This is a genomic window from Mesorhizobium sp. M0019 (assembly GCF_040323975.1).
Lineage (GTDB): Bacteria > Pseudomonadota > Alphaproteobacteria > Rhizobiales > Rhizobiaceae > Mesorhizobium.
Genome location: NZ_JAMYVK010000054.1, coordinates 19102 through 43074, shown reverse-complemented (window position 1 = coordinate 43074; position 23973 = coordinate 19102). Strand labels below are relative to the sequence as shown.

Genomic DNA, 23973 nt, shown 5'->3' with positions numbered 1-23973 from the left:
TTTCATTGCCCCCGACGGACGATCAGGCCTCAAAGGATGCGGACGCCCGCGTCACCGCGCGAAAGGGCAAGGGCGGCTTCACCTTTGGCTACAAGGCCCATGTCGGGGTGGATGAGGGCTCTGGCCTGATCCGCACGGTGATTACCACGCCAGCCAACGTCAACGACACGGTGATGGCCGATGACTTGATCTGCGGCGACGAGAAGACGGTGTGGGCGGACGCCGCCTACGACACCCATGCCCGCCGCGCCCGGCTCAAGGCCGAGGGCAAGAAGGTGCGCATCGCGCGCCGCCCCAACAAGCACCATGCGCTGCCGCCGCGGCTCAAACATTACAACCGCCTGATCGCCAGACGGCGAGCGGCGGTGGAGACCACTTTCGCCACGCTCAAGAACCGCATGAAGCTGACCAAGATCCGCTATGTCGGACTGGCGAAGGCCACCGCCCAGGTGACATTGGCGGCGATCGCCTTCAACATGCGCCGATGGGCCGCCATCACGGGATAGGTGCGCCCGCAGCCCGGCCGCCCGGGCCGAAACCGCCGCCGAAACCCCAAACAAGGGGGCGGAGCTCACAAATACGAGCGAAATCCCTGCGATCCCGCCCCATCCAAACATCCCCGGTTACTGCGCAACAGGCCCATATGAGCCAGACGCCGGTCACCATCGTGCTTTTCCGCCGGGACCTGAGGGTTCCGATAACAGGGCACTCGCGGCAGCGGCGTCGACCGGGAAGCCGGTCATGGCTCTCTACATTTTAACGAGCAAAGCCAAGGCTTGCGCGCAATCGGCGGAGCCAGTCCCTGGTGGCTGCATCATTCCCTGGCCCGCCTGCAACTGAAGTTGCGAAATCTTGGCGTCACCCTCAGTTTTGGGCGCGGTCCAACACTCCAAACCGTCAGCAAAGCCCTCGCGGAGTGTGGCGGCGACGCGGTTCTCTCTGGAACCGCCGATACGATCCAGCCGAAGCTGCAGTGGATGCCGAACTGAAAACCTCTTGGAGACAGCAAGGGATCGAGTGCCGCAGCTTCCCGGTCGCTTTGCGTCAAGAGCGGTCCATCATGAAGACCAGTTGGCTGGGATCGATCCGCCTAACAAGCTGGTGTTTGTATTATATTTTTTCTGCTTTCAAGCATAGTTGACGATCGCGTCGCGGTTCGATCTGAAATAGGTCAGGAGCTGCGAGCCGAGGCTAAGAAGACGGGCGATGGAGAAGTCGCCGTCTCCTTGCAAAATTGATCACTCTCTCCAAGAGTTGTCCCAGGTCGCGGATCGCGCGATCGACCCGCGCAGCGTCCATCCCTGGATGGCAATCCCGGCACAGCATCCAGCGGGGATTGCGAACCTCCACCGTGCCGAACACCGCGACGCGTCGTATAGTCCTTGACTGGCCGAAGTTTGTGGCAATCCGGACAGACCCGTCGAAACAGGGTGTAGGCTTCCGCCTCCTCATTTACGACTGCGCTCTGCAGGGCGACCATGATCTTCTTGCCATCCTCGATCGACAGGCCAAGGTCTCCGTCACGCAGACGCTCAAAAGCGGCTGGTCGAAGCTCATGACTTCTTCGCCTTGTCGCTTTGCGGCCCCTACTCGAACCCGCAATTCGTTAACTCCCCTCCCACGACATAGGAAGTCTTTACGCTCACCTCGTTCGACGTCAATTGACGGAGATCAAAACCTAGATGCCGGTCCAGGGCTCCCAGCGCGGTTTCATCAGATGGTCTGCGCTCGAGCGCGAGAAAAGGACACGGGGCGCATCACCGTCAGAGCGCTCCTATGGCGCGGCCATAGTGATGCGGCGCAACAAAAATGTCGCAATGCAAAAGAGACTGTCATATACTGGGAGTTGTAAGGGCGGGGCAACAAACCATCGCCAACTAGAAGGATAAGGAAATGTCCAAGACCGCTGAAAAGACCAGCGAAACCGTTGAAAAGACCGAACTCCCGGCATTCGACCCCAGCAAGGCCACCGATCAGCTCCGCGCGGTCGCCGAAAAGGACGTCGAGCAATCGAAGGAAGCTCTTGCCAAATTCCAGTCGGGCGCTGAAGATACCCAGAAGGTGCTCAAGTCGACCTTCGAAACCGCCAAGTCGGTCGGTAACGAGCTGTCGTTGAAGACGATTGCCGCGCTGCGCGCCAATGCCGAAGCCGACTTCTCGCATCTCGAAGCTCTGGTGGGTGCCAAGTCGCCGTCAGAAGTTTTTGAGCTGCAGACCACTTTCCTGAGCAAGCGCGTCGAAATGGGTGTCGAGCAGGCCAAGGAATTCCAGGCGCTCACAACCAAGGCGGTGACCGACGTTTCCAAGCCCGTCAAGGACGCCTTCGAGAAGGCCTTAAAGAATCTCAAGGTCGCTTGACAGCTCGGGCGACCGGCTATACCTGCAACGCGGCGCCTCGTCTCGCCTTCTTCCGGGCATAGCGGCCAGCACCTCCGACTGGACTTTGGTGCAGCGATCAAAAGATCGACGCATCCCGGTCTTTGATATCAACCCTTATGCCTTCATGGCTCGGCAGCGGACAGATTCCGGGCGTCCATATGCCAGCATGCGGTTGAGAACCATGCAGCCGATGGCGACCTCGGTCTGCTGAGCCGGGAAGGAACGCGCCCGCAAGCGGCGTCCTATCAGCGCCTTGTAGCGCCCCGATGGCGGTTTCGATCAGGGCACGCTTGCCATAGCCGGTGGCCGCCTGCCATGGCAGCCGCCCGTCTTTCGCGATCACCGCGACGTGGCTGTCCCTTTGACCAGGCGGTCCGGTGTCACCGCTTTCCACCGCTGTTGCACGAGGCGGGATGACAACCCTTGCGAGGCCACTGTGCTGCAGGACTTTTCCGTCGGTCGGCTTGCCGTCATAGGCGCCGATCGTCGGTGTCCAGCCCATGGGCAATGATGGGCTCAATATTTGATCTCATGGGAGTGGAGATACCCGTCCAGGGTATGCTCCGCAGTTCAGTTCGAGCTCGAATTTCGAAGGCGCTCCCGAGCACAGCGAATGGCGCGAGCAATTTGCTACCCGTCGATATGCCCTTTGACGAGATGGTCCTGCGCACCGTCTCGAACCGCCTCTGGCAGGGGCAAGAATCAATCATAGGCGGCGCGAACGACGAACTTACAGGCCTTCACAACCGTCGCGGCTTCGCAATGCTCGCTAAAGAAGTGGTGAAGCGCGCCGCCCGGACCGGAACGGGGTTGGTGGTGACCTTCATCGATCTGGACGGCATGAAGCCCTCAAATGGCTGCAGGCGTGGATCTGATGGGCAAGGCGAAACAATCCGCAACTCACGAGAATTAGGCACGGTTTCGTTTTGAACTCGTAGCTGGTTCCTTTGACGCCGTTGGCGCAATCGAGGGCAGATTTGCAGATTTCTAGTGCGACAAAAGGACAGGCAGGCGCAGATCGCCAAGAACGCCTTTGGTTGCGCCACCCACGACAAAATCTCTCATCCGGGAATGGCCGTACGCACCCATGACAAGCAGATCGGCGCTCATGCCGACAGCGCGCTCCTGAAGCGTAACGCCAATGGGGCGATCTTCAGCATCGATTGAGACTCCCTCAGCGGGAAGGCCACGCGTTCTCAGGCTTAGAGCGAGGCGTTCGCCAATATCGCGCAGCGGCTTTTCGCTTGTCACTGTCAGTACAGTTATCTTTGCCGCACATTGCAGAAACTCATACGCGTCGGCAACGGCCCGGGCCGCAACGCGACTCCCATCCCAAGCGATGATGACATGATCGATTGCACCGACATTTGCGCCTTCCGGCAGAATTATGGTCGGTCGGCCCGAACCAAACAGAACCGCGTCAACGGTCATACGCGCAGTCTGGTTATTTGGCTCCAACCCAATCAAAGAAAAATCGAAATAGCGTGACTGCGTTGCTGCAACATCGCTGATAGATGCCGGCTGAACAGCAATCTCCTCGGTTGTCAGGGGCGATCCGACGCGTGCCGCTTCAGCTTTCAATGCCTCTAGCAAATCGAGCCCATGCTTGCGGCTGGTCGCTTCTGTCTCCCGGATCATTTCGGGAAGGTTGATCAAGTATCTCGACACGGGGTTGGAAATACCCGGGATATCGACATTGACCGTTAATGCGTGAAGCGCCGCGCCAATGTGCTTGACCACCGCGATTGCGTTTGAGACGATTTTGGTGGAATTCGCTTCCGGATACGTCACCAGAGGAAGTAAGGCAATTTTACTCATCAGACCTCAGCTCCATGATTTCGGTCGCTGTCGAGCGACCATTGGCCCAATGCGTGTTACACCTCAAGCCTCGCCACTTCAGCCCGCCAAAAAGCTCAGACGACCGAGGTTCGCTATAGCCTAGCTCAATATTCCAAGGCGATCTTGCGCCGCATCGATTCCGTCCTGAACGATTGTGGCTATGATGGCAGGCGTCGATGACGAGAGAGGGTCAACCAAAATTAGCCTGTTTGTTGCCATGAGCGCAGTAGCGACCGCAAGCATTGTTTTGACAGTAGCGGCAGCCGAGGATGTGGTGGCAACTCCGCTGTTCACGATCCGCGCCCGGGATATCTGGTGCCGGTAAACGCGGACATCAATCAAGTTGATGTGATCCTCGTCCCAGAGATCGATCTGGACGTCAACCCGGCCGGCGTCAAAGGGCTGGGCGAACTCGGCAATGTCGGAACGGCGGCGGCTGTGGCGAGCGCCGTGTACCATGCCAGAAACAGAAGTTCAAAGACGCCCCTTGAGCGCGGAAAGAAGTTCGCCGCGAGCAGGAAGAGCGCCGCAATGAAGAAGGGGAAGCAATGGTGGCCCTATGGCGGACTTACGATCCGCGTCTTTTCGGCGTCCGTGCGCCGCCGCCGGCCCGTCGGGCCCTCGATCACCTCCAGCCGACCGGCATAGCCGTCGCTTGAGACGTCCAATTGGACGCCCATTTTGCCGTCTCTATCCATGCAGTCACCTCCGTCCAAATCAGAGGATTCTTCGCATGGTCAGGCCAGGCTGAGCAGGTCCGGAATCGAGGGGGTCGTATGAGCGCTTACAGACCTGAAGCCGTTGAGGAGGTTTAGGCATGACAAAGGCTTCCCTGCACATGCTGAAGGGCGTGGGCTATTTGATCTCAACGGTGACTGTGATCCTGCTAGCCATCGTAAGTTGGTCGAGCGCTTCAACCAGTCCTGTACTTACTGCCTGTTTGCTCGGCGGCGGCGCGTCATCCATCGTTGGGATGTTCTGCCGTTGGCTGACATACGAAATTGAGAAGCGCCGAGGGGGACGAGCAATAATGTCTCGTCGGCCGCTTCATGCCCTTTGGCGCCGTGCCTGCACGCTCCTGTATTCGCTTCCAAAGCCGTTCGCGCATTTCGCGGTTCAAGGTGATAAAAGCAGAGCCGACATAACGGCCAGTACCGCGTTCGGCCATCAGTGCGAAGGCGGGCTTTCCGACCTCGCGCTCGACGCCAAGCAGCTCGAATTCGTCGATAGTGAAAGCCTTCGTCTTCAGCCAGGCTGTCGAGTTGCCGCTGCGATATTTGCTGCCCTTGCGCTTCCAAACCATACCCTCCAGACCGGCCCGATCGACGAGGTAGAAGATTGCCTTGGCGTCGTCTGGCAGGGCTTCGCTGAACTGGATGCGCTGTCCTTCAGCGATTGCCCTCCAACGGCACGTCGCGCAGGTCGTGGCCGTTGAGGTGCAACAGATCGAAGGCGACGAAATAGAGCTCGTGCTGGCGCCGCGTGATGGCTTTGCGCAGCGCACCGAAGTCCGACAGGCCGGTCTCATCGAGTACGATGATCTCGCCATCAATAATGGCGCTTTCCAACTCCAGTTCGGCGGCGGCCTTTGCGAGGTCACGGTACTTCGAGGTCCAATCAAGGCCACGGCGGGTGAAGATACGCACGCCGCCGACATCCGTGACGATCTGCGATCGGTAGCCGTCGAACTTAACTTCGTGAATCCAGTCGTCGCCCTCTGGAGGTTTCTCCACAAGGGTCGGGAATAACGGTTCGATGAACTCCAGCCGAGCGTGTCGGGCGATGAAGATCATGAGGTCAGATACTTCGCAAGCAGCACCGCATCACGCCCCGAGCAGGTTCGGGAGCTCATTCAGGAGCATGGCAACAATCGAAAACTTTGGAGCGCGAGGCCACGAACCTGGGAAGGGTGACAAAGCTATCCGATCTCGGCGCGCCAATCATCGGTCGCCGGCACGGCCAAGAGCCCGCCGACAGGGCAGACAACTTCTACATCTGCCCTGCATGTGGCCAGCCGGTCGATAGGCGAGACCTCCGGGTCATCTGGCACGAGCAGCCCGGACACAAGCCACTGGAACGTGATTCCTGATTGTTCCCTTGTCGGCGAGTCTAGTTGGCCTAGAGATGACTTCGCCGCCCTCAACCCGGTATCAACCCGCGGTCGGCTTGCTGCCCATGCCCGCGCCTTCCGGCTGAGTCAAGCGCTCCCTCGGAACTCTTAGGAGCGTCGCTGGTTCATCTTGTCTAACCCACAGGAGACCCGGTCATGGACCACACCAACCACGTACGGCTTACAAACGCTGAGCTGACGCCATCGATACTCGAAGGCGCGACCATTTACGGCCCTGACGATGAAAAGATCGGTTCTGTCGATCATCTGCACGGCAGCCAGGTCGTCATCGATGTCGGCGGCTTTCTCGGCATAGGCACCAAGCCTGTAGCGGTTTCCGCCAGCCAGTTGGATTTCATGCGCGACGAGAACGGCGACGTCCATGCCGTTACCAACTGGACGAAGGACCAGCTTAAAGACATGCCCGAGCATCACGATTAGGAGACAGTGAGAATCCCCGAATGGTGCTCCAGGCACCACGGACCAGAAACCACGTTGCGAAGCTCCGCCGGAAAATCGACCTCGTGGCTATTCGCCGGAACTGGCCGAGGAGCGCTGGCGCTGACGAAATCACTCCCGGGCCGAGGTGACCTCCTTGGGCCCGAAAAAAGCCGCGCCACCGGAGGGATCGATGACGCGGGCCGGCCGATGTTTGTCCATCTAGACACCATGCGGCGGCATCCAGAGCAAGAACTCAACTATTCGATATCGCTAATGTTCCATTGGGAAAGGCGTGCTCGTTCGCTCGCGCGTTTGCGTCGCCGGCGAATGGACTCTGATTCCTAAACCCGCGGCTTTTTAGCCGTTAAGCCTGTTGTATTGCGGAGAGCTTCCAGTCCGCGCCGTTCTGGCGCGTGAAGGTCCACAGTTCGGTTGTTTCCGTCGGCCGATCGGCGTCGCCCGCGACGATCTTGCCACTGTCGCGCTCGCGGGTGACGTCGCGAGACTCGTAGCGCAACGCAGCCGTCGCGTAGTTGCGATCATCTTCCCGCCAGCATTCTGCAATGTCGGCCTGCAACAGGCTGACATCCGACACGTCGTTCCTGAGGCCGTTTTTGGCATTGTCGGCAAGTTCCTCGGACAGGTAGGACACCATCTCCGGGGTCGCCAGCCGGCGCAGGGCAGCATGGTCTTCGCGCCCGAACGCTTCCTGGACTTCCGTCAACCGTTGCTGGAACGTATCGAGGTCCGCCTGGGTCAGTGTGATTTCATCGGAAGCGGTAGCTTGAGCCGTCCCGCCAAATCCAGACCCGATGCCCGGAATGGGAAACGATGTGACGTTGTCCGCATCGCGCTGGGTCGTGTCGCTTCGCCCAAAGCTCCCCACGCCTCGCGGAACGCCAGCCATGGCAGGCGCTTGGCTGCGTGCCGACTGCGACCCGAAAAAGCGGAGGGCCAGCATGATCGCGCCGCCGATCAGCAGCGCCTGAAGCAGCAGGCCAAACATGCCTGCCAAACCGCCGAACCCGTGGCCCAGAAGAACTCCGATCAGACCACCAAGCAGCAAGCCCCGCATCATCGAACCGCCGAAGCCGTTAAGGAAGCCTGGTCGTTGCGGGAATACCTGCGTCTGGCGGGCCGCAGTATTCGTTCCGGTGTTGGGCGTCATCGAGCGCTCGACCGGAGCGACAGGCTGTGGCGCCGTTCTGGTCGGCGGGGCCGACTGAAACGTGCGCATGCCACGGCTGCCAAAGCTGCCGCCACGGCGCGCCTCAGCGTGATCCATCGCGACCATGGAAAATGCCAGGAACAGTCCTGCAAACAAAACTGCAAACCAACGCGAAATCAACATAGGTAAGTTCCCTAATCGATGCTCTTGCTGCTTCATATAGGCAGCGCCGAGCGAAATAGCAGTGATCCGCACCTTCCGCGTTCAACCGGTGATCCAAATTCTTTGGACACGTTCTGACTGGATCACGACTATGTCGGACGGACCCAATGGGCCCTGATCCTGTCGACGGATTGCGTCCCTCGCGTGCGGACTTGTCCTGAGAACCCGGCGAGCCTACGTCCCGCCGCCCCAGGTTGAGGCGAGGGCCCGCATGGCAGCCTATCGGTTCTGTTGCAAATTTTGGGACCTATATACGTGTCTCACCCAGCATTTGACAGAGCACAGGTTTCAGGATCAGAGTCCGGTTAGGGCAAGCGTTGCACCGAGGCCGGGCGGACTGATCAATCGCCACGCTACATCGCAATGACTTCCGGCACCGTTATTCAGAGGCTCGAAAACACTGGGGAGGTGATAACCGGGTGCCCGCCCATCATGCCTCATCAAGAAGATCGTGGCGGACTGCGGGGGTGCCGGCGTCGGTCGGCAGCCCCTCTTCAGGCGGCGTGTTTTCCATCTGGTCATTGTCGGTGCTGGTCTCGGGGAAGTAACCCGCCGCCTCGTTTGGAACGTCTGCCAGCCAATAGCCGCCGCCTTTAACGCGGGCCACACGGTCGCGCGTGCGCCACAGCATCGTTGAGAGGACCATCTCAGGGTCAGTGGCTGCAATCGTCAGCCCGCGTTCGGTGAGGGCCTTGAACAGGTCCGTGCGCGATACCGGTTCATTCCGCTCGCGGATTATGGCGCGTCCACGCTCGGCCAGCTCGTCGGCCTCCTTCTTGTCTGTCTGTGCGAAACGTTCGAGAGCCTCGGCAAAGCCCATGTCGAGATAGAGCGGCGGTTCCTGTTTCTTATCGGTCACCCGATCAAATCCTTGTACCGCAGCCGGCCCTCGACGCACGTGAATATGTCATTCAACAGGGTGTAGGTTTTCGCCTCCTAGGTCGCGACCGCTGTTTGCAGGGCGGCCATGATCTTCTTGCCACCGTCGATCGACAGGTCAAGGTCTCCGTCACGCAGACGCTCATCGCTTTTGTCGATCCGGACCTCATTTCGGCGAACATCGCCGAATTCGTTCCTGCTCTCGATCGTGATCGTCCATTCCACCGCCATCGCCGCCGCCTTAAACAAAGCAACGGTGATGGCCCAGTCGGCGCTAACAAATCGTGGCCGGGCTCACCCCAGAGAAGTTACCGGTCTCCATGCCTCGATGCCCCGAGCGCTTCATCCACCGAGTTACTGCGCAAGAACGTTGCTGATCTCGACCAGGTTCGAGCGCACGCGCAACATGTAGAAGCCAATTGTCGTTAGGTGATTCGGCAACAGCCAGCCATCCTCGCGGCCATTGGCGATGATGAAGGGCTGGATGCGCAGCGCCGAGACGAACTGCGAGTCCATCGTGTCCCACAGGCTCTGCAGGTGCTTTTCGTTGATCACGTCCTCGAAATCGGCCTCGGCGCCTTTCATCAGCCCGTAATAGGCATAGAGCTGGCCATAGGCGAACCAGAAGCGATCGTCGGCGCGGAAATCGAACCAGCCATTGTTGTAGTGCTCAGCGCGCTCCTTGAGGATCGCCGAGGTCGAGCCGATATCGGACGAGATGCGGTCGATATACTGCTTGAGATTGTCGGCGCGGGCATCGAACACCGTCTGGCAGGTTTCCAGCCGGGCGTTGAAGGCGCGCAGCTTGCGCACCGCATCGCGATAGTAGCTCGGCGTCGGCGTCTTCGGCCCGAACGGGTTCAGGCCGAAATACCAGGTCTCTTCATCGAACTGCAGATTGCCGCGCGCGTCCTGAAGATCGGCGTCGATCTGCGAAGTGGTGCGCACGCGGCCGAGATTGTCGGCAAGCTCGGTCGCCGTGCGCCGCACCGCCTGGTTGATGCCGCGCTGGAACGAAGCTTTGTTGTCCATGAACGGCGTGTGGTCCCAGTCGATGCCGAACAGGCCGAGCTTGTAGAGGATCATCGACGACACCCAGGCATTCTGGTTGACGTTGAAGTCGGTCAGGTCGGCAGCGACCTGGGCAATGGCTGAATTTCCGCAGGTCTTGGCGGTGGCGGTGCCGGTGGCGGCGGAAACCTGTTCACCGGCGGAGCTGTTGCGTTTTTCGAACGTGTATTTGTCGACGTAATTCGGGTCGAAATTGTTCCACCACTGGGTGGCGTAGAAGAAGTTGACATAGAGACCGATCAGCACGAGCACAGCCAGGCCGAGCACCGCCTTCAGGATCCAGCCGCGTTGCGTGTACCAGCGCCCCGCCCACAGGAACGGCCACAGGATCGCACCGATCAGCAGGCCGATGCCGCGGCCAATCCACTGGAAAATCCGGGTGAAGAAACTCACGATCGGATCAAGCATGGCGATGTCACCCCCTCAGTCAGTCAAGCCGTAGAGGCGTGTGCGAAACGCCACCTTGTCCTTCAAATATGTGGTTTTCAGAACGTCGCGCTGGGTAAGCCATTCTCAGTTTGGAGCCGCATGGTTATCGACACACGATACCTCGCTTGGCCATCTTGCACGCGACCGGCAATTCCGGCGCGCTTTATGAGTTCGCTTGAGTGCACTGTTTGCTTCCATCTGATGTCGACAGACGTTCGCCAAATGCAAGCGGAATTGGTCTCATGACAGCCAGCTTTTCCGGCATAAATCTGTCCCGCCATCCGACGCAGGTTCGCGAGTGTCCGGCCACCAACCACGATCATTTCGTGCCATCGGTGAGAAGCGCCTTGAGTACTTCGAGCCTGTCGTTGATGAGCCAGCCGTAATAGTTCTCGACGGGCAGGGTGCGGCCGGTCTTGTCGGTCACGGCCTGCCTCAACTCACGTGCACGTCTGCGCGGCTGGCCAACATTGTAGAGCGTGGCGGTGATTCCGGGATTACCGGATATATCGAACCCCTGTTCCCGATAGGCATCGATCGAATCCCGGATGATCGCGGCGATGTAAACAAGACTGCGATCAGGATCCATGACGTCGCGATAGATCGCCTGCGGGCGATCGGGCGACAATCGGGGAAGCTTGCTGACCCGGCTGACCATGTCTGTGACCTGCAGGGCTGCAAGCGGGCTTATCTGTCCCAGGCCGAAGGTCTGCCCCGCATAGAAGGGTTGGAAGAAGGCCCGCTGGAACGTGATGGGTTCGTGGTCGACGCCATCGACCTTGCGACCCCGGAATGTCTCTTCCCAGACCTGGTCGCGGCAGCTCCAAATCAGCGCGCTGCTTTCGAGAGAAGAGCAGGATGCGAATTCGGGCCGCTGGACGAATGACTGGACCGGAGTGCCCCTGTAGCTGAAGGAGAACTTCAGATCGGCATAGGCGAGCGCCTTGACGTAATAGGTCTGAACCGAGTCGACCACGCTGATATTGTAGGTGTGCTCTCCGACGAGAGCCGCGACGATGTGGATCGGATCGATGCCATAGGCGAGCGCCGCCTTCCTGATCTTGCCGACGAGTTTGCGGTCGTCCCGTAGCAAGGCGGTTATGGCCCGATACTTCTCCTCGTACGTCGTGTTGAATGCCTTGGAACGAAGCGCGGACGCTCTTGGGATCACCGGTTGCTCGGCAAGACGATTGCCCGTCGGGACGACTGTGACAGTCTGCGCCACGGCTGGGGCCGTTCCGACACAAGTTGCAACGATCGTCACCGTCATCAAAAAGCGCTGCAGCTTGGCTGTTGGCATGAGGCTCCGTTGGCAGCCTCCGGCTCCGTGAAGGGATGCAGGGTGTGCCGTCATATGGTCATGGCAGTGTGCTTTCGAGCCTATAACAGAGAGGCGGAGGTTTTGCGAGCCGGCAAGGTGTTCGGATGCAAGGACGCTGGAAAAAATGTTCGGCATCGCGTTACCTAACCGCGCCGACGAAAAGATCGTCTTCGCTCAAGATGGAAACCCACCGTCTCGTGTTGTATTCCGCTTGGCGCTTCAGGTAGTGATAGTTCGTCTCGTACCAGGGACGAACCCTATTGGTCAGATTATCGAGAATGAAATCGCCCTTGTCGGTTCGAACCGCCAATACAGCGTGTCCTTCGCCATCGGACTTGCGCACTACCGTCAAGAGCAGACTGGAGACGCGAAGGCCTTTCGCATCAGCGGTCGCCGATTTTCCAGTGCATAATCCTCGCAATCACCCAGATTATCGTCAGGATAGGACCAATATTCTGGAACTCCATTGTGTTCCATGTCGCTCACCGGCTTGACGCGGTGGTTTACGGATACGTTAACGCCTACGAGCGATCGCAAAAGTCATCGGTCATGGTCGGCGAATGCAGGGCAGCTCGCATTCATGCGAACAAACGGACGGACAACGCAGCGATCGGTCATTACGAATACTGTCGGAACTATCGCGATGATTGCTCGATCGTCAGGCGCGACCCGAAGCCCATCGAACTGACCCGCTCCTTGTGTAAGACAAGGATCGAAATCAACAACGGGGCCAACACGACGATCATGGCCATGACGGACATAGATACCCGGGGTGTCGAGGAGAAATGGGAGTATCCCTATAAGGGATTTGGCGACTGCGACGACATCGTGCTGGAAAAACGTCGCGAACTGATGAGACAGGGCGTGCCCCCGCAAAACCTTTTGGATAACGGTGGTCAGGCAGTCGAGCGGCGAGGGGCACGCGATCCTGAGCGTCAACACGACCGCCGGTGACTTCATTCTCGACAATCTGGAGCCGAAGGTCCTGCTGTGGTCGGACACCGGATACACCTACCTGAAGCGCCAGTCGCGATCCAACTCCGGCCACTGCGAAGCGATCGAATCCCAACAGAACATTCTCGTGAGCGGCACGAAATAATCTCAGGACGCTGACAGGAGACCGGCGCCGAGAAGCAGAAATATCGAGGCGCCGAGCCCGATCCGATAGTAGACGAAGGGTATGTAGCTGCGCGTCGAGACCAGCTTCAGAAAACCCGCGATCGCGACATAGCCGACCGCGAAGGACAGCAGGGTGGCAAGCGCGGTCGGACCGGTGCCGACCGGACTGTCTGCCCCCCAACTTGCATAGAGCTGGAAGAAGCCTGAGGCGAGCACGGCAGGTATCGCCAGCAGGAACGAATACCTGGCCGCGGCCTCTCGCGTGTAACCCATCAGCAGTCCGGCGCTTATAGTGCCTCCCGATCGCGAAACGCCCGGGATGAGGGCCATCGCCTGGGCGGCGCCGAACAGAAAGCCGTCCCGCCAGCCCAGATCGCGCAAAGCCTTGCGCTTGGGGCCCAGCCGGTCGGCGGCCGCGAGAACCAGCGCGAAGACGATCAACATGGTTGCCGTGAGATAGAGGTTGCGGGCCGGACCTTCGATCAGGTTCTTCAGCAATAGTCCCAGGATGGCGATCGGCGGGGTCCCTATGATCACCAGCCATCCCATGCGGGCATCCGGGTCCAGCCGTTCACGGCGGCCGGCCAGGGAACGCAGCCATGTGGCGATGATGCAGATGATGTCATGCCGGAAATAGATCAGGACCGCGATCTCGGTCCCGATCTGCGTAATGGCGGTAAATGCGGCGCCGGGATCGCCGGCCGGTGGCAGGAATTCACCAACGATCCGCAAATGCGCGCTTGAGGAGATCGGGAGAAATTCCGTCAGTCCTTGAACCACTCCTAGGATCGCCGCCTCGCTCCATCCGATTTCAGCCAATTGCACTTCCTTTGCGGCCGTCACGATCTTCCGGCAACCTGAACCGACGACTGTCTTGGGTGTCAATCGCGATAGAGCGTTGGGCATAGGTTTTGTTGGCTTTGACGAAACCGTTTGCGAGGACGAGCAGTTTCCTAATTCGGGCTGCGGTGAGAATTTTTGATGAGCACAAATCGGTTCAGTTTCTGAGTGCCTGCGCCGGCGATTGCCGGTATGCAAGCATCGACGGCACCAGAGCGATCAGACCCGTGACAGCCAATAAGACAAGGGCGGACTGCCAGTCCTCGCTGTGGAACTCGACGGGCAATGTAAAGCCGCTGGCTCCGCTCAAGAGGTGCGCACCCGTTCTGGCGGCCGTGTAGCCCAGCCCGAAGCCGAGAAGCACCCCTGCTGCGATGATTGCGAACGTCTCCAGCCAGACGATTTCAAACACCACCGTCCGCGCGGCGCCCCGAACGCGCGCAAGGCACCAATCTGCCGGCGCCGCTGCATGACGTGAAGGATCACGACAAGCAGGATCGCGGCGGCGACAAGCGCCTGCGCTCCGCCGGCCACCAAGGAAAGCAGGCGTCGCGCATCGCCGAGCGTTCCGTAGAGCCTCGTCAGCACCTCGCCCGGGAAGATCGCGACGGTCCGATTGTTGCGGTGCGCCTGTCGCAGCTTATAGGCGTCAGCGACCGTACGCGGTTTCACCACGATGGCTGGCAGGCCGGGTGTCGATGGATCGAGGACGGCCTCCGGATGGATCGGCTGGTCGAACTCGCTTGTCTCTGCGGCGCCTTGGGCGGCAGCCTGCAGGAGCGGCGATCCTGTTCCCGCCGGATCGCGTTCATGAATGTGCCAGACCGCTTCGATCGGAACGATGACGGCTCGGTCCCAGGCGGTACCGGTCGGCCTCAGCCGTCCCACGACCGCGTAGGTGACATCATTGTGCATTGCGGTCGCCTGGCGGACCTGGCCGTGCGCCGGGTGAAAGCGGCTTCCCATGTTCTTCGCCACGGACGCTCCGACAAGCGCTTCGCCGAGCTTCTCGAACGTGCGTCCTTCGGACGCGCCGCCCAGTCCGTCGACCAGCGCTTGCGTCGTGCCGACGATCGGGAAATCCTCGACGAAATCACCGAACCCGACGGGGGCCGCCCAGGCCACACGTTCGTCCCTGATCAGCCCCGCCAGTACATTGCCCGGCATGAGCGTCAAGGGCGCTGCCTGCAGGAACACGGCGGACAGCAGCAATTGGGTCTCGCTGCCGGGCGCGCCGACTACCAGATCGAAGGCGCCCGCCGCACGCGCGCTACCCAACCGAAGCGCCCGCTCGCCGAGCGTGACAGCGACGCCGAGCGCGGTCGCGAGCGCGATGAGCAGCGCCACCGCAGCCACGCCGATCCAGTGTCGCTTCAAGTCCGCAGCGATAAACCGCAACAAGGGTCATTTCCTTCGCGTGAGCGCGGCCGCAGAACCGGCAGTATGGTTACCTCGGCTGATCGGATTCGCGACCGATCGTGCGCGCACGTCAAAGAAACGCCTCATCATGCGTGGCCGCGGGCTTGCCGGTGTCGCTGACGACGGCGCCGGACTCCAGATGGATCACGCGATCGAGGCCTTCGATGAGGCGTTTTTGGTGGCTCGCCACGATCAGCGTCGCACCCGCCTGGTTGGACAGTCGCAGCAACAGGTCCGCGACAGAGGCCCCGGAATCGGCATCGAGACTGGCTGTCGGTTCGTCGGCGACGATGATTGCCGGCCGCCCGACCAACGCCCGAGCCACCGCGACCCGCTGCATCTGTCCACGAGACATGGTTTCGACCGGCTGATCGGGACGATCTATATCGACCAGCTCGAGCAACTGCATGCCGTCCGCTCTGAAGTCGGTATTCGAACGGAGCCGCGACAGTCGGCTCGGCAACAGCACGTTGTCGAGCGCCGAGAGGCCGGGGAACAGGTGGATCTCCTGCATGACAAGGCCGACATGCATAGCGCGCCAACGGTCGCGACCAGCTTCCGAAAGACCGGAAAGATCGGTCTCGCCCCATCGCACCGAACCCTTCCGAACGCGATCGAGCCCGGTGACGACGTTCAGGAAGGTCGTCTTCCCGCACCCGGACGGACCGGTAACGGCAACCTTTTCGGTTGGCGCGATTTCCAGCGCGGACAGAGCCAGCGCAGGCCTGCCAAGACCCTGAAACGACATCTCAAGGTCACGGATCGTCAAACGGAGCATCTGCGGTCAGGCCGTGCGGAAATGCGCATCGACGATGCGAAGCAGGCTGACGAAGCCGGTTTCCGGGTCGGTCCATGAACCGACCTCCAGCCGCCCGCTCACCTCGATCGGGGCATTGGCCTGCTCGAACGTCTGCGCCTCGTCGAGGTAGATTACCACGATGTTGTCCGGCCAGTCGGCGTCGGAGGAACAGAACGGGCAAAGCGCCATTGGGATTTCCGTGAGCACGAAGAAATTTGCCTCGGCCTTGAGCGGCGGCGCCATGAAGCCTTGCATGGAGACTTCCGCTTCCGCGAGCCCTTTCACCTTGTCCGAAAAGCTGAGCCCGAGAACGCTGATCTTTCCATAGAGCTCATCGAAGCCAAGGGTTGCCGTTGCCGTGGAAGCGGAACTCGCGCCAGTCATCTTGACCAGTGCGACGGCCGAGCCAAGCAGCACCAATTTGCGGCGGGTGATCGGGCGCTGTTTCATGAGCGAAACTTGCTTCCGGCGTTCTGCTCCAGGCGCCGGAGCGTCAGGAGCCATGTCGCGACTGACCGCGCTCAGACAGATATGAGATTCTTGCAGTTGAGGAGGGGTTCTCCGTAACTCGGGTTGCGAAGCTCGAATCATAGGAGAACCCCATGCAGGTTTTTGGCCTGCCCGGTCATATTATACGCAACGCCGGCCGGGCGTCGCGGCTTCTCGGCGCGAAGACCCCAACTATCGAAGCAGAGAGAAGACGCGACGCGGTGGCGCGATGGCGGCGCGCGATGCGGGACGGACTGGATGCCGGGCAGGCAGCGCGGGCCGTCGGAGTGCCGCGTTCGACCCTCTATCGCTGGGAAAGCGCACCCGAGCCGAAGAGCCGGCGTCCGCACCGGGTTCGCGCCAACGGCTGGAGCCCGACCCTTCGCCCCGAGGTCGAGCGGCTCAGGCTGGACTTTCCTTTCTGGGGCAAGGACAAGCTCGGTCCTGTGTTGCGTAAGGCCGGCTTTGCCGTCTCCAACGCCACTGTCGGCCGCATCCTGAAGAAGCTGGTCGAGCGTGGCCGGGTGACGCCGGTGCCCGAACTCATCCGCAAGGCCGGCCGCAAATCGCCCCCAAAGACCAGGCCACACGCCATCCGCAAGCCGAAGGACGTTTGCTTCGAGAAGCCCGGCGATGTCATCCAGATCGACACGCCGTGCGTGTGATCGCCCGTGGCGACGATCAGCGTGTCCGGATGCGTCTTGGCGAACTCCATCCCGATGCCGACGGCTTTGTCGAACTCGATGGTCTCGAACAGCGACCGCTCCCAGTCCATCGGATGCGACATCTTGTCGACGGACGCCGCTTCGACCATGAGGAAGAAGCCGTCCTCGTCCTTGGAAAGCTGATCGAGTGCGGTCTGCGTCATCTCGACAAGGCCGGGCTGGTTCGGGAACTTCTCGACGCTGCCCTTCTTGAGGAATTCACGGTCGAGTGTCGTGTCCATGTTGCCGGTGTGGAAAAGGCCGAGGATCTTGCCGGTGTTGGTTCCCTTGGCGGCCACGAGTTCGGTCTTGTCGGTCGCCAATGTGTAACCGGCATCCCTGAACATCGCGATGTAGTCCTTGTCGTCCTTGCGCTTTGAGCCCGGCGTGCTCTGCGGCAGGAAGTAGGCGGAGCCGCCGCCAAGGACGATTTCGGGCTTGACGTCGAAGAACATGCCGACAATGTCAGCCTTGTCGGCGCGCAGGCGGGTATGGGCGAGGACCGCTGCAGGGGTGGCGTCTTCCACCTCGGCGGTCGAGACAACGCCGATCGACTTGTTGCCGGTGCGCCGCAGCGCCTCTGCGATCGTCTCGACCCTGGGGTCGTCAAGGCTAGCCTTGGTGCGATCCGCATAGACGCCGAGCGCGTTGACAGCCGTCTTGTGGCCCGTCATGTAAGCCGACATCGTGTTGGCGCTATCGGTTGAGATCGCATTGGTCGCGGACGTGCCGATGAAGGCCATGTGATCGAGGTCGTCAATGTTGAGGCGCCCGTTGGCTTTGCCTTCCGTCATGCCCTTCGACATGATGCGGGCGCCGGTGCGATGCGCGACCGAAAGCCCGTCGCCGAGGAAGAAGATGACGTTCTTGGCCTTGGGCGTTGCCGGGGTGCCGAAAACCTGCCAGCTCACCGACTTCATTTCGTCGCCGGCCTTCGCCTCCAGCTTGTAGGTACCAGGCTGCGAAATGCTGGCTGCGCGGATCAACACCGCCGAAGCGTCGAAACCTTCTTCCTTCTCGATGAATTCGAATTTCTTGCCCAACACGGTTTCCGCCGGCTGGCCGTTGATCGTCACCGTGACTTGGTCGGCGCTAACGACCTTGTCGAACTCGACCTTCACGTCGAAAGGCGACTGCGCCAGGATCGTGGCCCGATCAAGCGGGTAGACCGTCGCTGCCCCCGCAACGGCATCTCGCTCGTTTCGAGGCGCATGGTGCGCAGCTCGTCTCGGGCTGTCGCTTCATCGGATCGTCGAAGAGCCGACGTTAGCCGGTGCGGGCCTGCAGATAGGAGAGCATGAGGAACTGTGGGGCGGTCACGCAGCTTTGCTGCGCTGATCGGGTCTTGGATTGTCGTTTGCCATGCCCGGATACCATTCCGCGAAGACTGCTTTGAGACTTCCGTCGAGTGTCCGGGTGCGGCCATTGGTCTCGCCAGTTGCCTCCGGTGCTCAACGCGAGGTGCAGTGATGATCCAAAAGGCGCTCGGCCGGCGAGCTTTCCCAGTTGGTCAGGATGTAAAATCCCGGTCTTGCGCCGGCGAGTTCGGCGCCAACGACGACGACATTTACGTGATGCATGGCGCGCCGGGCCTGCGGCAGGCCGGAAGCGATGATGCCGACTACGTTGGTCGTTTCCAAATCCGGCTTATCGACTGCCTTGATCCAATAGCGTTTCCCCATCAGAGCCAAAGGGAGAAGCTGCCACGGACCTTCCACCTTCGGCCCCTTCAGGACAAGTTTCTTTTCCACCGACACCGCAACGCAATCGATATGGATGTGGAACTGATCCTGGGATCGCTCAGTCCTGGAATTCACAGCCATGGCGATGGCCGTTCGTGGAAGGTGACGTCCGAGGCTCGCCGAGACCTTGCTTCGTGCTTTCCATGCCCGATTCCAGAGTTGGGAACTGCCCTGCCAACGGACAGACGGGCTTTCAACGCCGGCAACAGCCGTGAGTGGCGTCAACAGAAACTCGGTCCGGTAGCGGGGTGATTTAATGAGAGCTGATCCAGGCACGCCCTGCCTGGGCAGGATCACTTCCTCGCAGGGGAAAGCGCTGCCAAGATGCGCTGCGGCAAGAGCGCAGGTCTGCACAACCTGCCAGAGCGCGTTGCGATGCGCTGAAGCGGAGCCGACGTCGGTGGCCGCCGCAGTCAGCAACGCGATTGTCAAAAAGACCACGGCTGCAGCACGGCAGTGGGGGAACAACGGTAACCTGTGAAGGGATTTCACAGTGAGGGGATGCCCGTCATGAGGTCTTGAGCCTCGGCCTGTGGTCGGGCGAAACCGAGACGGTGAAGGTGGAACGGCTGGGAGCCTCGCGATGGTTCCGATGGGCGACTGCTCTTCTGCCCGATCACTGGTTTGATGACGTTTCGGCATTAAACCTCGCGTCCTTGGCCGTGACCGACGTCAGTTCAGATTCTGCGCCCCGCTCAGCGGCCGGATTGAGATTGCTGTCCTTCCCTACTATGGCCTTGTCAGCGCTTCGCGGCACGTCCTCCATCGCATTCTGAAGCATCGAGCGGGTTTCCTGCAGGTCGAGTTCCTTCTCGGCTTGATGTATAGCGTCGTCAAACTGTTTTCGAAAATCGCCCGCAATCCGATTGAATGTCTTCATCATTGCCCCCGCCGATCGCATGACTTTTGGAAGCTCCTCGGGGCCGAAAACAACCAGCGCCACCACGAAGATAACCAACAGGTGGGTCATGCCAAGTCCGAACATCGGTACGTCCTCTCGCGCATATCGCCGGCAGCGACAACCTCTCCGCGGTTTGCGGTGGCCGATCCGGTTGAATGCCTCGACCTACGGCGCCAAATCCAACCATCATACCCTCTCGCCTGAGCCATTCCAGTATGCGGCCGCGGGAATGTCGTTCATACTTCGAGCCATGTGGCACCACCCGTCAACCCGAATATCAGGCGCACGTCTGGTAGGGATATTCGCAACCGTGCTCGCAGCAAGCGGACTCCTCGCTGGAGCCGATGGCACAAGGCCCAGAATATTTGAAGCAGGCGCCTACTCCTTTTCCGACGAACTCGGCGGATTCCGGATCATTGCCGCTTCGGGAGCCGGAACAAGGGCCGATCCTGTCGTGATTACCGAGGAACTCGAGTCGGCAAGCCCGGTAACCCTCACCATACGCGCCATCCGGCCGGTTCAGCCATTCGGTGCCTCCGGCAACTATGCCACCGGTTTCATTTCCCTAAGGATCGTTGCCCTCAACAACAGCGGTCACGCCTGGGTCGAATTCGAGTTCGAGTTGCAGGAGATTCTCAACCAGCCAAGCGATTCCAGCGACGGGCTTTCGTTCGACCAGGCGCGCCGCGAAACGGATGCAATTCGGTCCGATAGTTTCGCCGAATTCAGTCGTGAATTCGAACCTTATGACCATCTTCTGTTCCGGAAAGGCGAGGTCGATCCGCTGAGCACGGTTTCGTTCTCATTCCTGGTGACTGATTTCACGCCGACTGCGCGGCTCTATCTCGTTCAGGACCCGCGCATTCCCTCAACCTGAACGTGCCGCGCATCATCGCGGCCGTTGGTTCGAACAACGCTGCTCGTCATGCATGCCGGCAGTTTGGCAGGTGTCGTTGGGCGCGGCATGCCGATGGATTTGCTGGTCATTTTGGTCGCTTGGCCGTGCCTTTGATTCGGGCCACAAAATACGACAATGAGGGCAAAAACCGACGCGAACGACGATTGAGGGATCGCGAGCGCCCGCGGTACGAGTTCTCCGCCGAGTTACTTGTGGAGCGTTCACACTAGCGACAGTTCCGGATCGTGTTATGATCTTGCGCATGAGGACGATCACGGCCTCTTACATTCTGGTTTTCGCGGCGCTCGCTGCAACGCCCGCGCCGGCCGAATGCCAGTGCCTCGCCAACGGCCACATTTTCCATCACGGCGAAATCGCTTGTCTGCAATTGCCGTCAGGTCCTGAACTCGCGCAGTGCGACATGGTTCTCAACATTTCGTCATGGAAAAAATTCAGGATGGATGCCCGGAGGCGACTGCGCCGTTTGGCTTGCCTGTCAACGGGGACGAGCAGAAACCAGGCGAAGGCGGAGATAAAGCCAACGATTTGGCTTTATCAACAGCAAACGCCCGGAGCTAAAGCGAAGCGCAGCTTGCGCGCAGCCAACAGTGCGACGCAAGGCCAATGCATACCCTAGCGGTGTTCCAACACCGCTAGGGACCAGTCCTATGGATGAGCTTCCTGTTAAGATTCTGCTATCCTGTCAGTCCTTCTTGTTCCGGTAGCTCTCAATGGCTTTGCCAACCATGTCGATGGCGACGTTGGCGCCACCAAAGCCGTTCAGCTCAACGACCTTGCGGCCTTCAGGTAGCTGCTTGTAAACTCGAAAGAATGCCTCGATGCGCTGTCGTTCGATGGCCGGAAGATCATCGATGGTCTTGATCCCGTCATATTGCGGATCGATGTCCGTGGCCGGCACAGCGATGATCTTGTCATCCGTTTCGCCGCCGTCGACCATGTTGAGCACGCCGATGGCGCGGACTTTGATCAGAGCACCGGGCACGACGGGTTCCCGGGTGAAGACGAGCGCATCCAACGGGTCGCCGTCGCCGCCCAACGAACTGGTAACGGAACCGTAGTTGGCCGGATAGACGACCGGCATGGACTGGTATCGATCGACGATGATATGGCCAGTTTCTGAGTCAATCTCGTATTTAGTGAAGCTTCCCGCCGGAATCTCGATAACCGTGTAAAACTCGCTGGTGTCTTTCGGCTGCGGAAAATCGAAAGCTGTGACGAATTCGGCGAAAGCGGGCTGCGTGCCCAGCAGGGCCGCAACCGTCATGACAGTCGGCAAAGCGCGCATGGTTGTCTCCAGAGGTTGGACGGGCAGGGCGCCCTGCATCCGCCTAGCCACCGTATGTGACGGCAGCATTACAGGGTTCCGTTATTGAAATTGGATGACCGTATTTGCACCGATCCTGCGGCGAGCAGAAATGGGCCGAAATAGAGCGCTGACGAGTGATGAGCGTCTATGGGCGTTTGCGTTTATGGGGCGTTTAAGAGACCGTGGCCGCTTCAAATGTGCTATTTCAGGCGAGCCCATTTCCGGTAAGGGGATAGCTTGCGTCGTAACTCCTGCCAATCGGGCACGCTACACCCACAACAAGCCGTTCGGCGAGAGCTGCCACGTAGACGCCTCGCGGTTCAGTGCGACGTTGTGTGGCAATCCTCAAAAAGCAAGTGAAACTCCAACTTCAGTTGAAGTCCTTCGGAGACTACGCCACCTTCACCTTGAATCATTGCCAGGGTTCGAAATTCGTGAAGGAAGAGACAACAACACCACGTCCGCTATACTCCACTGAAAGGGCTGCTTCATGTCGGGAATGTCGCGCAGGGGATTCTTGCTGGGCGGCACGGCAGCAGTAGCTGTCGGCGCTGCAGGCGGGCTGATTGCCGGCAGGGCCGTAGCAGCCGATCTGACCTTGCCGGTTTCAGCGATCAGTCGGTCGATTTTGCCCGGCACCGTCACCAAAGGGATGATGAGTTTCGGTGCGGGCGGGCCGCCGCCCACTCTGCGTTTATTGCGAGATAGGCCGTTTTCCATAGACGTGGTCAATGATCTCGATGAAGCGACGAGTGTGCACTGGCATGGATTGCGCATCGCCAATGCCATGGACGGCGTGCCTTATCTCACCCAGCGTCCTATCGCGGCGGGCGAAAGCTTCCGTTACACTCTGACACCGCCGGATGCCGGCACCTATTGGTATCATCCGCATTGCAACACGCTCGATCAGATGGCCCGCGGTCTGACCGGCGTGCTTGTTGTCGAAGATGACGAAGATGCCGGTTTCGACCAGGATTTGCCGCTCAATATCCGCGACTTCCGTCTCGGCGAAGACGGCCAGTTCATCGAATTGTTCAAGGCACGCAACGCTGCGCGCGGCGGCACGCTGGGTACGGTCTCGACGGTAAATTGGGAAGTCACCCCGATTTACGATCTGCCGGCGGGCAGCCTTGTGCGCCTGCGTTTGGCAGTCACCGATGTCACCCGTATCGGCACTTATGACCTCGATGGCGGAACGGCCAAAGTGATCGCTCTTGATGCCAACCCGCTGCGGCAGCCTGTTGCGCCTCGGGGCATTGTCGTCGCGCCCGGCTAGCGCGCCGATATCGCCCTCCGCGTGCCTGATGGCGAAGACGAGATCGTCAGCCTGAAACTCAGAACAGCCAAGGGACCTCGCGTTCTCGTCCGATTCCTGCCTATAGGCGCCAGCGCCGGGCGGGCGCTTGGCGAACTCAAGCCGCTGCGGCCGAATCGCGTACCGGAGCCGGATCTTGCCGATGCCGAGACAATGGACTTCGTCTTTGGCTGGTCGCCCAATGGTGATGCGCCGGCGCCGGGTATTTGCGGCACGCTCGGCTACACCTTCTGGTCGATCAACCGCGTCGCCTGGCGAGGGGACGCGCCGGGGCCAGTTGATCCGCTCGCGGCTCTAAAACGAGGCAAAGCTATGTTCTGCGCCTTCGCAACGAAACGCCGAACGATCATCCGATCCATTTGCACGGTATGTCCTTCCGTCTGCTACTCCGACAAGCGCAAAATTGCGTCGCTTGTAACGGATACGGCCCTTCTTAAATCGCAAGAAGTGATGGAAGTGGCGTTGGTCGCTGACAATCCGGGTAATTGGGTATTCCATTGCCACGTCATTGAACATCAGAAGAGCGGCCTGAGCGGTTATTTGCGTGTGGAATGACGCGGT

General features: G+C 60.0%; 27 protein-coding genes and 3 pseudogenes. 13 read left to right on the top strand and 17 right to left on the bottom strand.

What is annotated here, in order from left to right; genetic code table 11:
- From NKK47_RS28890 to NKK47_RS28880, 3 genes are all read left to right on the top strand, one after another.
- Positions 1–506: IS5 family transposase (locus NKK47_RS28890; RefSeq protein WP_352579160.1), on the top strand; the 506-nt coding region annotated here is incomplete at its 5' end.
- Positions 507–776: 270 nt separating this feature from the next.
- Positions 777–989 (top strand): deoxyribodipyrimidine photo-lyase, encoded by a 213-nt coding sequence (locus tag NKK47_RS28885; protein WP_352579159.1) that lies wholly within the window; start codon positions 777–779, stop codon positions 987–989.
- A 904-nt stretch (positions 990–1893) separates the two neighbouring features.
- On the top strand, positions 1894–2358 hold the full coding sequence (locus NKK47_RS28880; protein WP_352579158.1) for a phasin: 465 nt from the start codon (positions 1894–1896) through the stop codon (positions 2356–2358).
- A gap of 135 nt (positions 2359–2493) precedes the next feature.
- Here NKK47_RS28880 and NKK47_RS28875 read toward each other — a convergent pair.
- Positions 2494–2860, bottom strand: a pseudogene (locus NKK47_RS28875) (IS5/IS1182 family transposase); the annotation flags it as partial.
- A gap of 146 nt (positions 2861–3006) precedes the next feature.
- Between NKK47_RS28875 and NKK47_RS28870 the strand changes: the two are divergent.
- Positions 3007–3309 carry a diguanylate cyclase domain-containing protein gene (locus NKK47_RS28870; RefSeq protein WP_352579157.1) on the top strand — a complete coding sequence of 101 codons (303 nt, stop codon included), beginning with the start codon at positions 3007–3009 and terminating at the stop codon, positions 3307–3309.
- 57 nt (positions 3310–3366) lie between these two features.
- On the opposite strand, the gene NKK47_RS28865 is transcribed toward NKK47_RS28870, so the two are convergent.
- On the bottom strand, positions 3367–4197 hold the full coding sequence (locus NKK47_RS28865) for a universal stress protein (RefSeq protein WP_352579156.1): 831 nt from the start codon (positions 4195–4197) through the stop codon (positions 3367–3369).
- A gap of 336 nt (positions 4198–4533) precedes the next feature.
- On the opposite strand from NKK47_RS28865, the gene NKK47_RS28860 reads away from it, so the two are divergent.
- Together NKK47_RS28860 and NKK47_RS28855 are read left to right on the top strand one after the other, a co-directional pair.
- Complete coding sequence (locus NKK47_RS28860) at positions 4534–4866, top strand: hypothetical protein (RefSeq protein WP_352579155.1); 333 nt, start codon at positions 4534–4536, stop codon at positions 4864–4866.
- A gap of 169 nt (positions 4867–5035) precedes the next feature.
- On the top strand, positions 5036–5653 hold the full coding sequence (locus tag NKK47_RS28855) for a hypothetical protein (protein WP_352579154.1): 618 nt from the start codon (positions 5036–5038) through the stop codon (positions 5651–5653).
- On the opposite strand, the gene NKK47_RS28850 is transcribed toward NKK47_RS28855, so the two are convergent.
- Positions 5607–6011: an ATP-dependent DNA ligase gene (locus tag NKK47_RS28850; RefSeq protein WP_352579153.1), complete on the bottom strand. Its 405-nt coding sequence runs from the start codon at positions 6009–6011 to the stop codon at positions 5607–5609. The genes NKK47_RS28855 and NKK47_RS28850 overlap by 47 nt on opposite strands.
- A 473-nt stretch (positions 6012–6484) precedes the next feature.
- Here NKK47_RS28850 and NKK47_RS28845 point away from each other — a divergent pair, with 473 nt between their 5' ends.
- Positions 6485–6769: a PRC-barrel domain containing protein gene (locus NKK47_RS28845; RefSeq protein WP_352579152.1), complete on the top strand. Its 285-nt coding sequence runs from the start codon at positions 6485–6487 to the stop codon at positions 6767–6769.
- 364 nt (positions 6770–7133) lie between these two features.
- On the opposite strand, the gene NKK47_RS28840 is transcribed toward NKK47_RS28845, so the two are convergent.
- The 6 genes and pseudogenes from NKK47_RS28840 to NKK47_RS28815 form a co-directional block, all read right to left on the bottom strand.
- Positions 7134–8120 carry a Tim44 domain-containing protein gene (locus tag NKK47_RS28840; protein ID WP_502905069.1) on the bottom strand — a complete coding sequence of 329 codons (987 nt, stop codon included), beginning with the start codon at positions 8118–8120 and terminating at the stop codon, positions 7134–7136.
- Between the two features lie 469 nt (positions 8121–8589).
- Positions 8590–9018 carry a hypothetical protein gene (locus NKK47_RS28835; protein ID WP_352579151.1) on the bottom strand — a complete coding sequence of 143 codons (429 nt, stop codon included), beginning with the start codon at positions 9016–9018 and terminating at the stop codon, positions 8590–8592.
- 77 nt (positions 9019–9095) lie between these two features.
- Positions 9096–9269, bottom strand: a complete 174-nt coding sequence (locus NKK47_RS28830; RefSeq protein ID WP_352579150.1) for a hypothetical protein — start codon at positions 9267–9269, stop codon at positions 9096–9098.
- Between the two features lie 123 nt (positions 9270–9392).
- Positions 9393–10517 carry a DUF2333 family protein gene (locus tag NKK47_RS28825; RefSeq protein WP_352579149.1) on the bottom strand — a complete coding sequence of 375 codons (1125 nt, stop codon included), beginning with the start codon at positions 10515–10517 and terminating at the stop codon, positions 9393–9395.
- A gap of 340 nt (positions 10518–10857) precedes the next feature.
- Positions 10858–11808 (bottom strand): DUF1402 family protein, encoded by a 951-nt coding sequence (locus NKK47_RS28820; RefSeq protein WP_502905068.1) that lies wholly within the window; start codon positions 11806–11808, stop codon positions 10858–10860.
- A gap of 190 nt (positions 11809–11998) precedes the next feature.
- Positions 11999–12336: pseudogene (locus tag NKK47_RS28815) on the bottom strand (transglutaminase-like cysteine peptidase).
- Here NKK47_RS28815 and NKK47_RS28810 point away from each other — a divergent pair.
- Positions 12328–12813, top strand: a complete 486-nt coding sequence (locus NKK47_RS28810) for a transglutaminase-like cysteine peptidase (protein ID WP_352579148.1) — start codon at positions 12328–12330, stop codon at positions 12811–12813. The pseudogene NKK47_RS28815 and the gene NKK47_RS28810 sit on opposite strands and share 9 nt — an antisense overlap.
- Positions 12752–12958, top strand: a complete 207-nt coding sequence (locus NKK47_RS28805; protein WP_352579147.1) for a transglutaminase-like cysteine peptidase — start codon at positions 12752–12754, stop codon at positions 12956–12958. Before NKK47_RS28810 ends, NKK47_RS28805 begins: the two co-directional genes overlap by 62 nt.
- 2 nt (positions 12959–12960) lie before the next feature.
- Here NKK47_RS28805 and NKK47_RS28800 read toward each other — a convergent pair whose 3' ends face one another.
- The 7 genes and pseudogenes from NKK47_RS28800 to tatB all read right to left on the bottom strand — a co-directional run bounded on the left by NKK47_RS28800 (position 12961) and on the right by tatB (position 19956).
- Positions 12961–13788 carry an undecaprenyl-diphosphate phosphatase gene (locus tag NKK47_RS28800; RefSeq protein WP_352579164.1) on the bottom strand — a complete coding sequence of 276 codons (828 nt, stop codon included), beginning with the start codon at positions 13786–13788 and terminating at the stop codon, positions 12961–12963.
- Between the two features lie 187 nt (positions 13789–13975).
- Positions 13976–15219, bottom strand: a pseudogene (locus NKK47_RS28795) (ABC transporter permease).
- Between the two features lie 88 nt (positions 15220–15307).
- Positions 15308–16015: an ABC transporter ATP-binding protein gene (locus tag NKK47_RS28790; protein WP_352579146.1), complete on the bottom strand. Its 708-nt coding sequence runs from the start codon at positions 16013–16015 to the stop codon at positions 15308–15310.
- A 6-nt stretch (positions 16016–16021) separates the two neighbouring features.
- Positions 16022–16486 carry a hypothetical protein gene (locus tag NKK47_RS28785; protein ID WP_352495676.1) on the bottom strand — a complete coding sequence of 155 codons (465 nt, stop codon included), beginning with the start codon at positions 16484–16486 and terminating at the stop codon, positions 16022–16024.
- 343 nt (positions 16487–16829) lie between these two features.
- Positions 16830–18374, bottom strand: a complete 1545-nt coding sequence (locus tag NKK47_RS28780) for an alkaline phosphatase (protein WP_352579163.1) — start codon at positions 18372–18374, stop codon at positions 16830–16832.
- Between the two features lie 306 nt (positions 18375–18680).
- Positions 18681–19613, bottom strand: coding sequence for a CDP-diacylglycerol diphosphatase (locus NKK47_RS28775; protein ID WP_352579145.1), 933 nt, complete (start codon positions 19611–19613; stop codon positions 18681–18683).
- Complete coding sequence (tatB, locus tag NKK47_RS28770) at positions 19588–19956, bottom strand: Sec-independent protein translocase protein TatB (RefSeq protein WP_352579144.1); 369 nt, start codon at positions 19954–19956, stop codon at positions 19588–19590. Before tatB ends, NKK47_RS28775 begins: the two co-directional genes overlap by 26 nt.
- A 226-nt stretch (positions 19957–20182) precedes the next feature.
- Between tatB and NKK47_RS28765 the strand changes: the two genes are divergently transcribed.
- Positions 20183–20749 carry a hypothetical protein gene (locus NKK47_RS28765; protein WP_352452000.1) on the top strand — a complete coding sequence of 189 codons (567 nt, stop codon included), beginning with the start codon at positions 20183–20185 and terminating at the stop codon, positions 20747–20749.
- A gap of 283 nt (positions 20750–21032) precedes the next feature.
- Complete coding sequence (locus NKK47_RS28760) at positions 21033–21407, top strand: hypothetical protein (protein WP_352579143.1); 375 nt, start codon at positions 21033–21035, stop codon at positions 21405–21407.
- Positions 21408–21473: 66 nt separating this feature from the next.
- Here NKK47_RS28760 and NKK47_RS28755 read toward each other — a convergent pair whose 3' ends face one another.
- Positions 21474–22076, bottom strand: a complete 603-nt coding sequence (locus NKK47_RS28755) for an inorganic diphosphatase (RefSeq protein ID WP_352579142.1) — start codon at positions 22074–22076, stop codon at positions 21474–21476.
- 538 nt (positions 22077–22614) lie between these two features.
- Here NKK47_RS28755 and NKK47_RS28750 point away from each other — a divergent pair.
- Both NKK47_RS28750 and NKK47_RS35265 read left to right on the top strand, forming a co-directional pair.
- Complete coding sequence (locus tag NKK47_RS28750; protein WP_352579141.1) at positions 22615–23373, top strand: multicopper oxidase family protein; 759 nt, start codon at positions 22615–22617, stop codon at positions 23371–23373.
- A 21-nt stretch (positions 23374–23394) separates the two neighbouring features.
- Positions 23395–23967, top strand: a complete 573-nt coding sequence (locus NKK47_RS35265; protein ID WP_502905065.1) for a multicopper oxidase domain-containing protein — start codon at positions 23395–23397, stop codon at positions 23965–23967.
- Positions 23968–23973 lie beyond the last annotated feature (6 nt).

Bases quoted from the DNA above. Each gene is read 5' to 3' on its own strand.
- NKK47_RS28830 (WP_352579150.1), bottom strand. From the start codon at position 9,269: ATGGCGGTGGAATGGACGATCACGATCGAGAGCAGGAACGAATTCGGC.
- NKK47_RS28855 (WP_352579154.1), top strand. From the start codon at position 5,036: ATGACAAAGGCTTCCCTGCACATGCTGAAGGGCGTGGGCTATTTGATC.
- NKK47_RS28775 (WP_352579145.1), bottom strand. From the start codon at position 19,613: ATGCCGAAACGTCATCAAACCAGTGATCGGGCAGAAGAGCAGTCGCCC.
- NKK47_RS28760 (WP_352579143.1), top strand. From the start codon at position 21,033: ATGAGGACGATCACGGCCTCTTACATTCTGGTTTTCGCGGCGCTCGCT.
- NKK47_RS28840 (WP_502905069.1), bottom strand. From the start codon at position 8,120: ATGTTGATTTCGCGTTGGTTTGCAGTTTTGTTTGCAGGACTGTTCCTG.
- NKK47_RS28880 (WP_352579158.1), top strand. From the start codon at position 1,894: ATGTCCAAGACCGCTGAAAAGACCAGCGAAACCGTTGAAAAGACCGAA.
- NKK47_RS28785 (WP_352495676.1), bottom strand. From the start codon at position 16,486: ATGAAACAGCGCCCGATCACCCGCCGCAAATTGGTGCTGCTTGGCTCG.
- NKK47_RS28825 (WP_352579149.1), bottom strand. From the start codon at position 10,517: ATGCTTGATCCGATCGTGAGTTTCTTCACCCGGATTTTCCAGTGGATT.
- NKK47_RS28850 (WP_352579153.1), bottom strand. From the start codon at position 6,011: ATGATCTTCATCGCCCGACACGCTCGGCTGGAGTTCATCGAACCGTTA.
- NKK47_RS28820 (WP_502905068.1), bottom strand. From the start codon at position 11,808: ATGACGGTGACGATCGTTGCAACTTGTGTCGGAACGGCCCCAGCCGTG.
- NKK47_RS28755 (WP_352579142.1), bottom strand. From the start codon at position 22,076: ATGCGCGCTTTGCCGACTGTCATGACGGTTGCGGCCCTGCTGGGCACG.
- NKK47_RS28790 (WP_352579146.1), bottom strand. From the start codon at position 16,015: ATGCTCCGTTTGACGATCCGTGACCTTGAGATGTCGTTTCAGGGTCTT.
- tatB (WP_352579144.1), bottom strand. From the start codon at position 19,956: ATGTTCGGACTTGGCATGACCCACCTGTTGGTTATCTTCGTGGTGGCG.
- NKK47_RS28845 (WP_352579152.1), top strand. From the start codon at position 6,485: ATGGACCACACCAACCACGTACGGCTTACAAACGCTGAGCTGACGCCA.
- NKK47_RS28865 (WP_352579156.1), bottom strand. From the start codon at position 4,197: ATGAGTAAAATTGCCTTACTTCCTCTGGTGACGTATCCGGAAGCGAAT.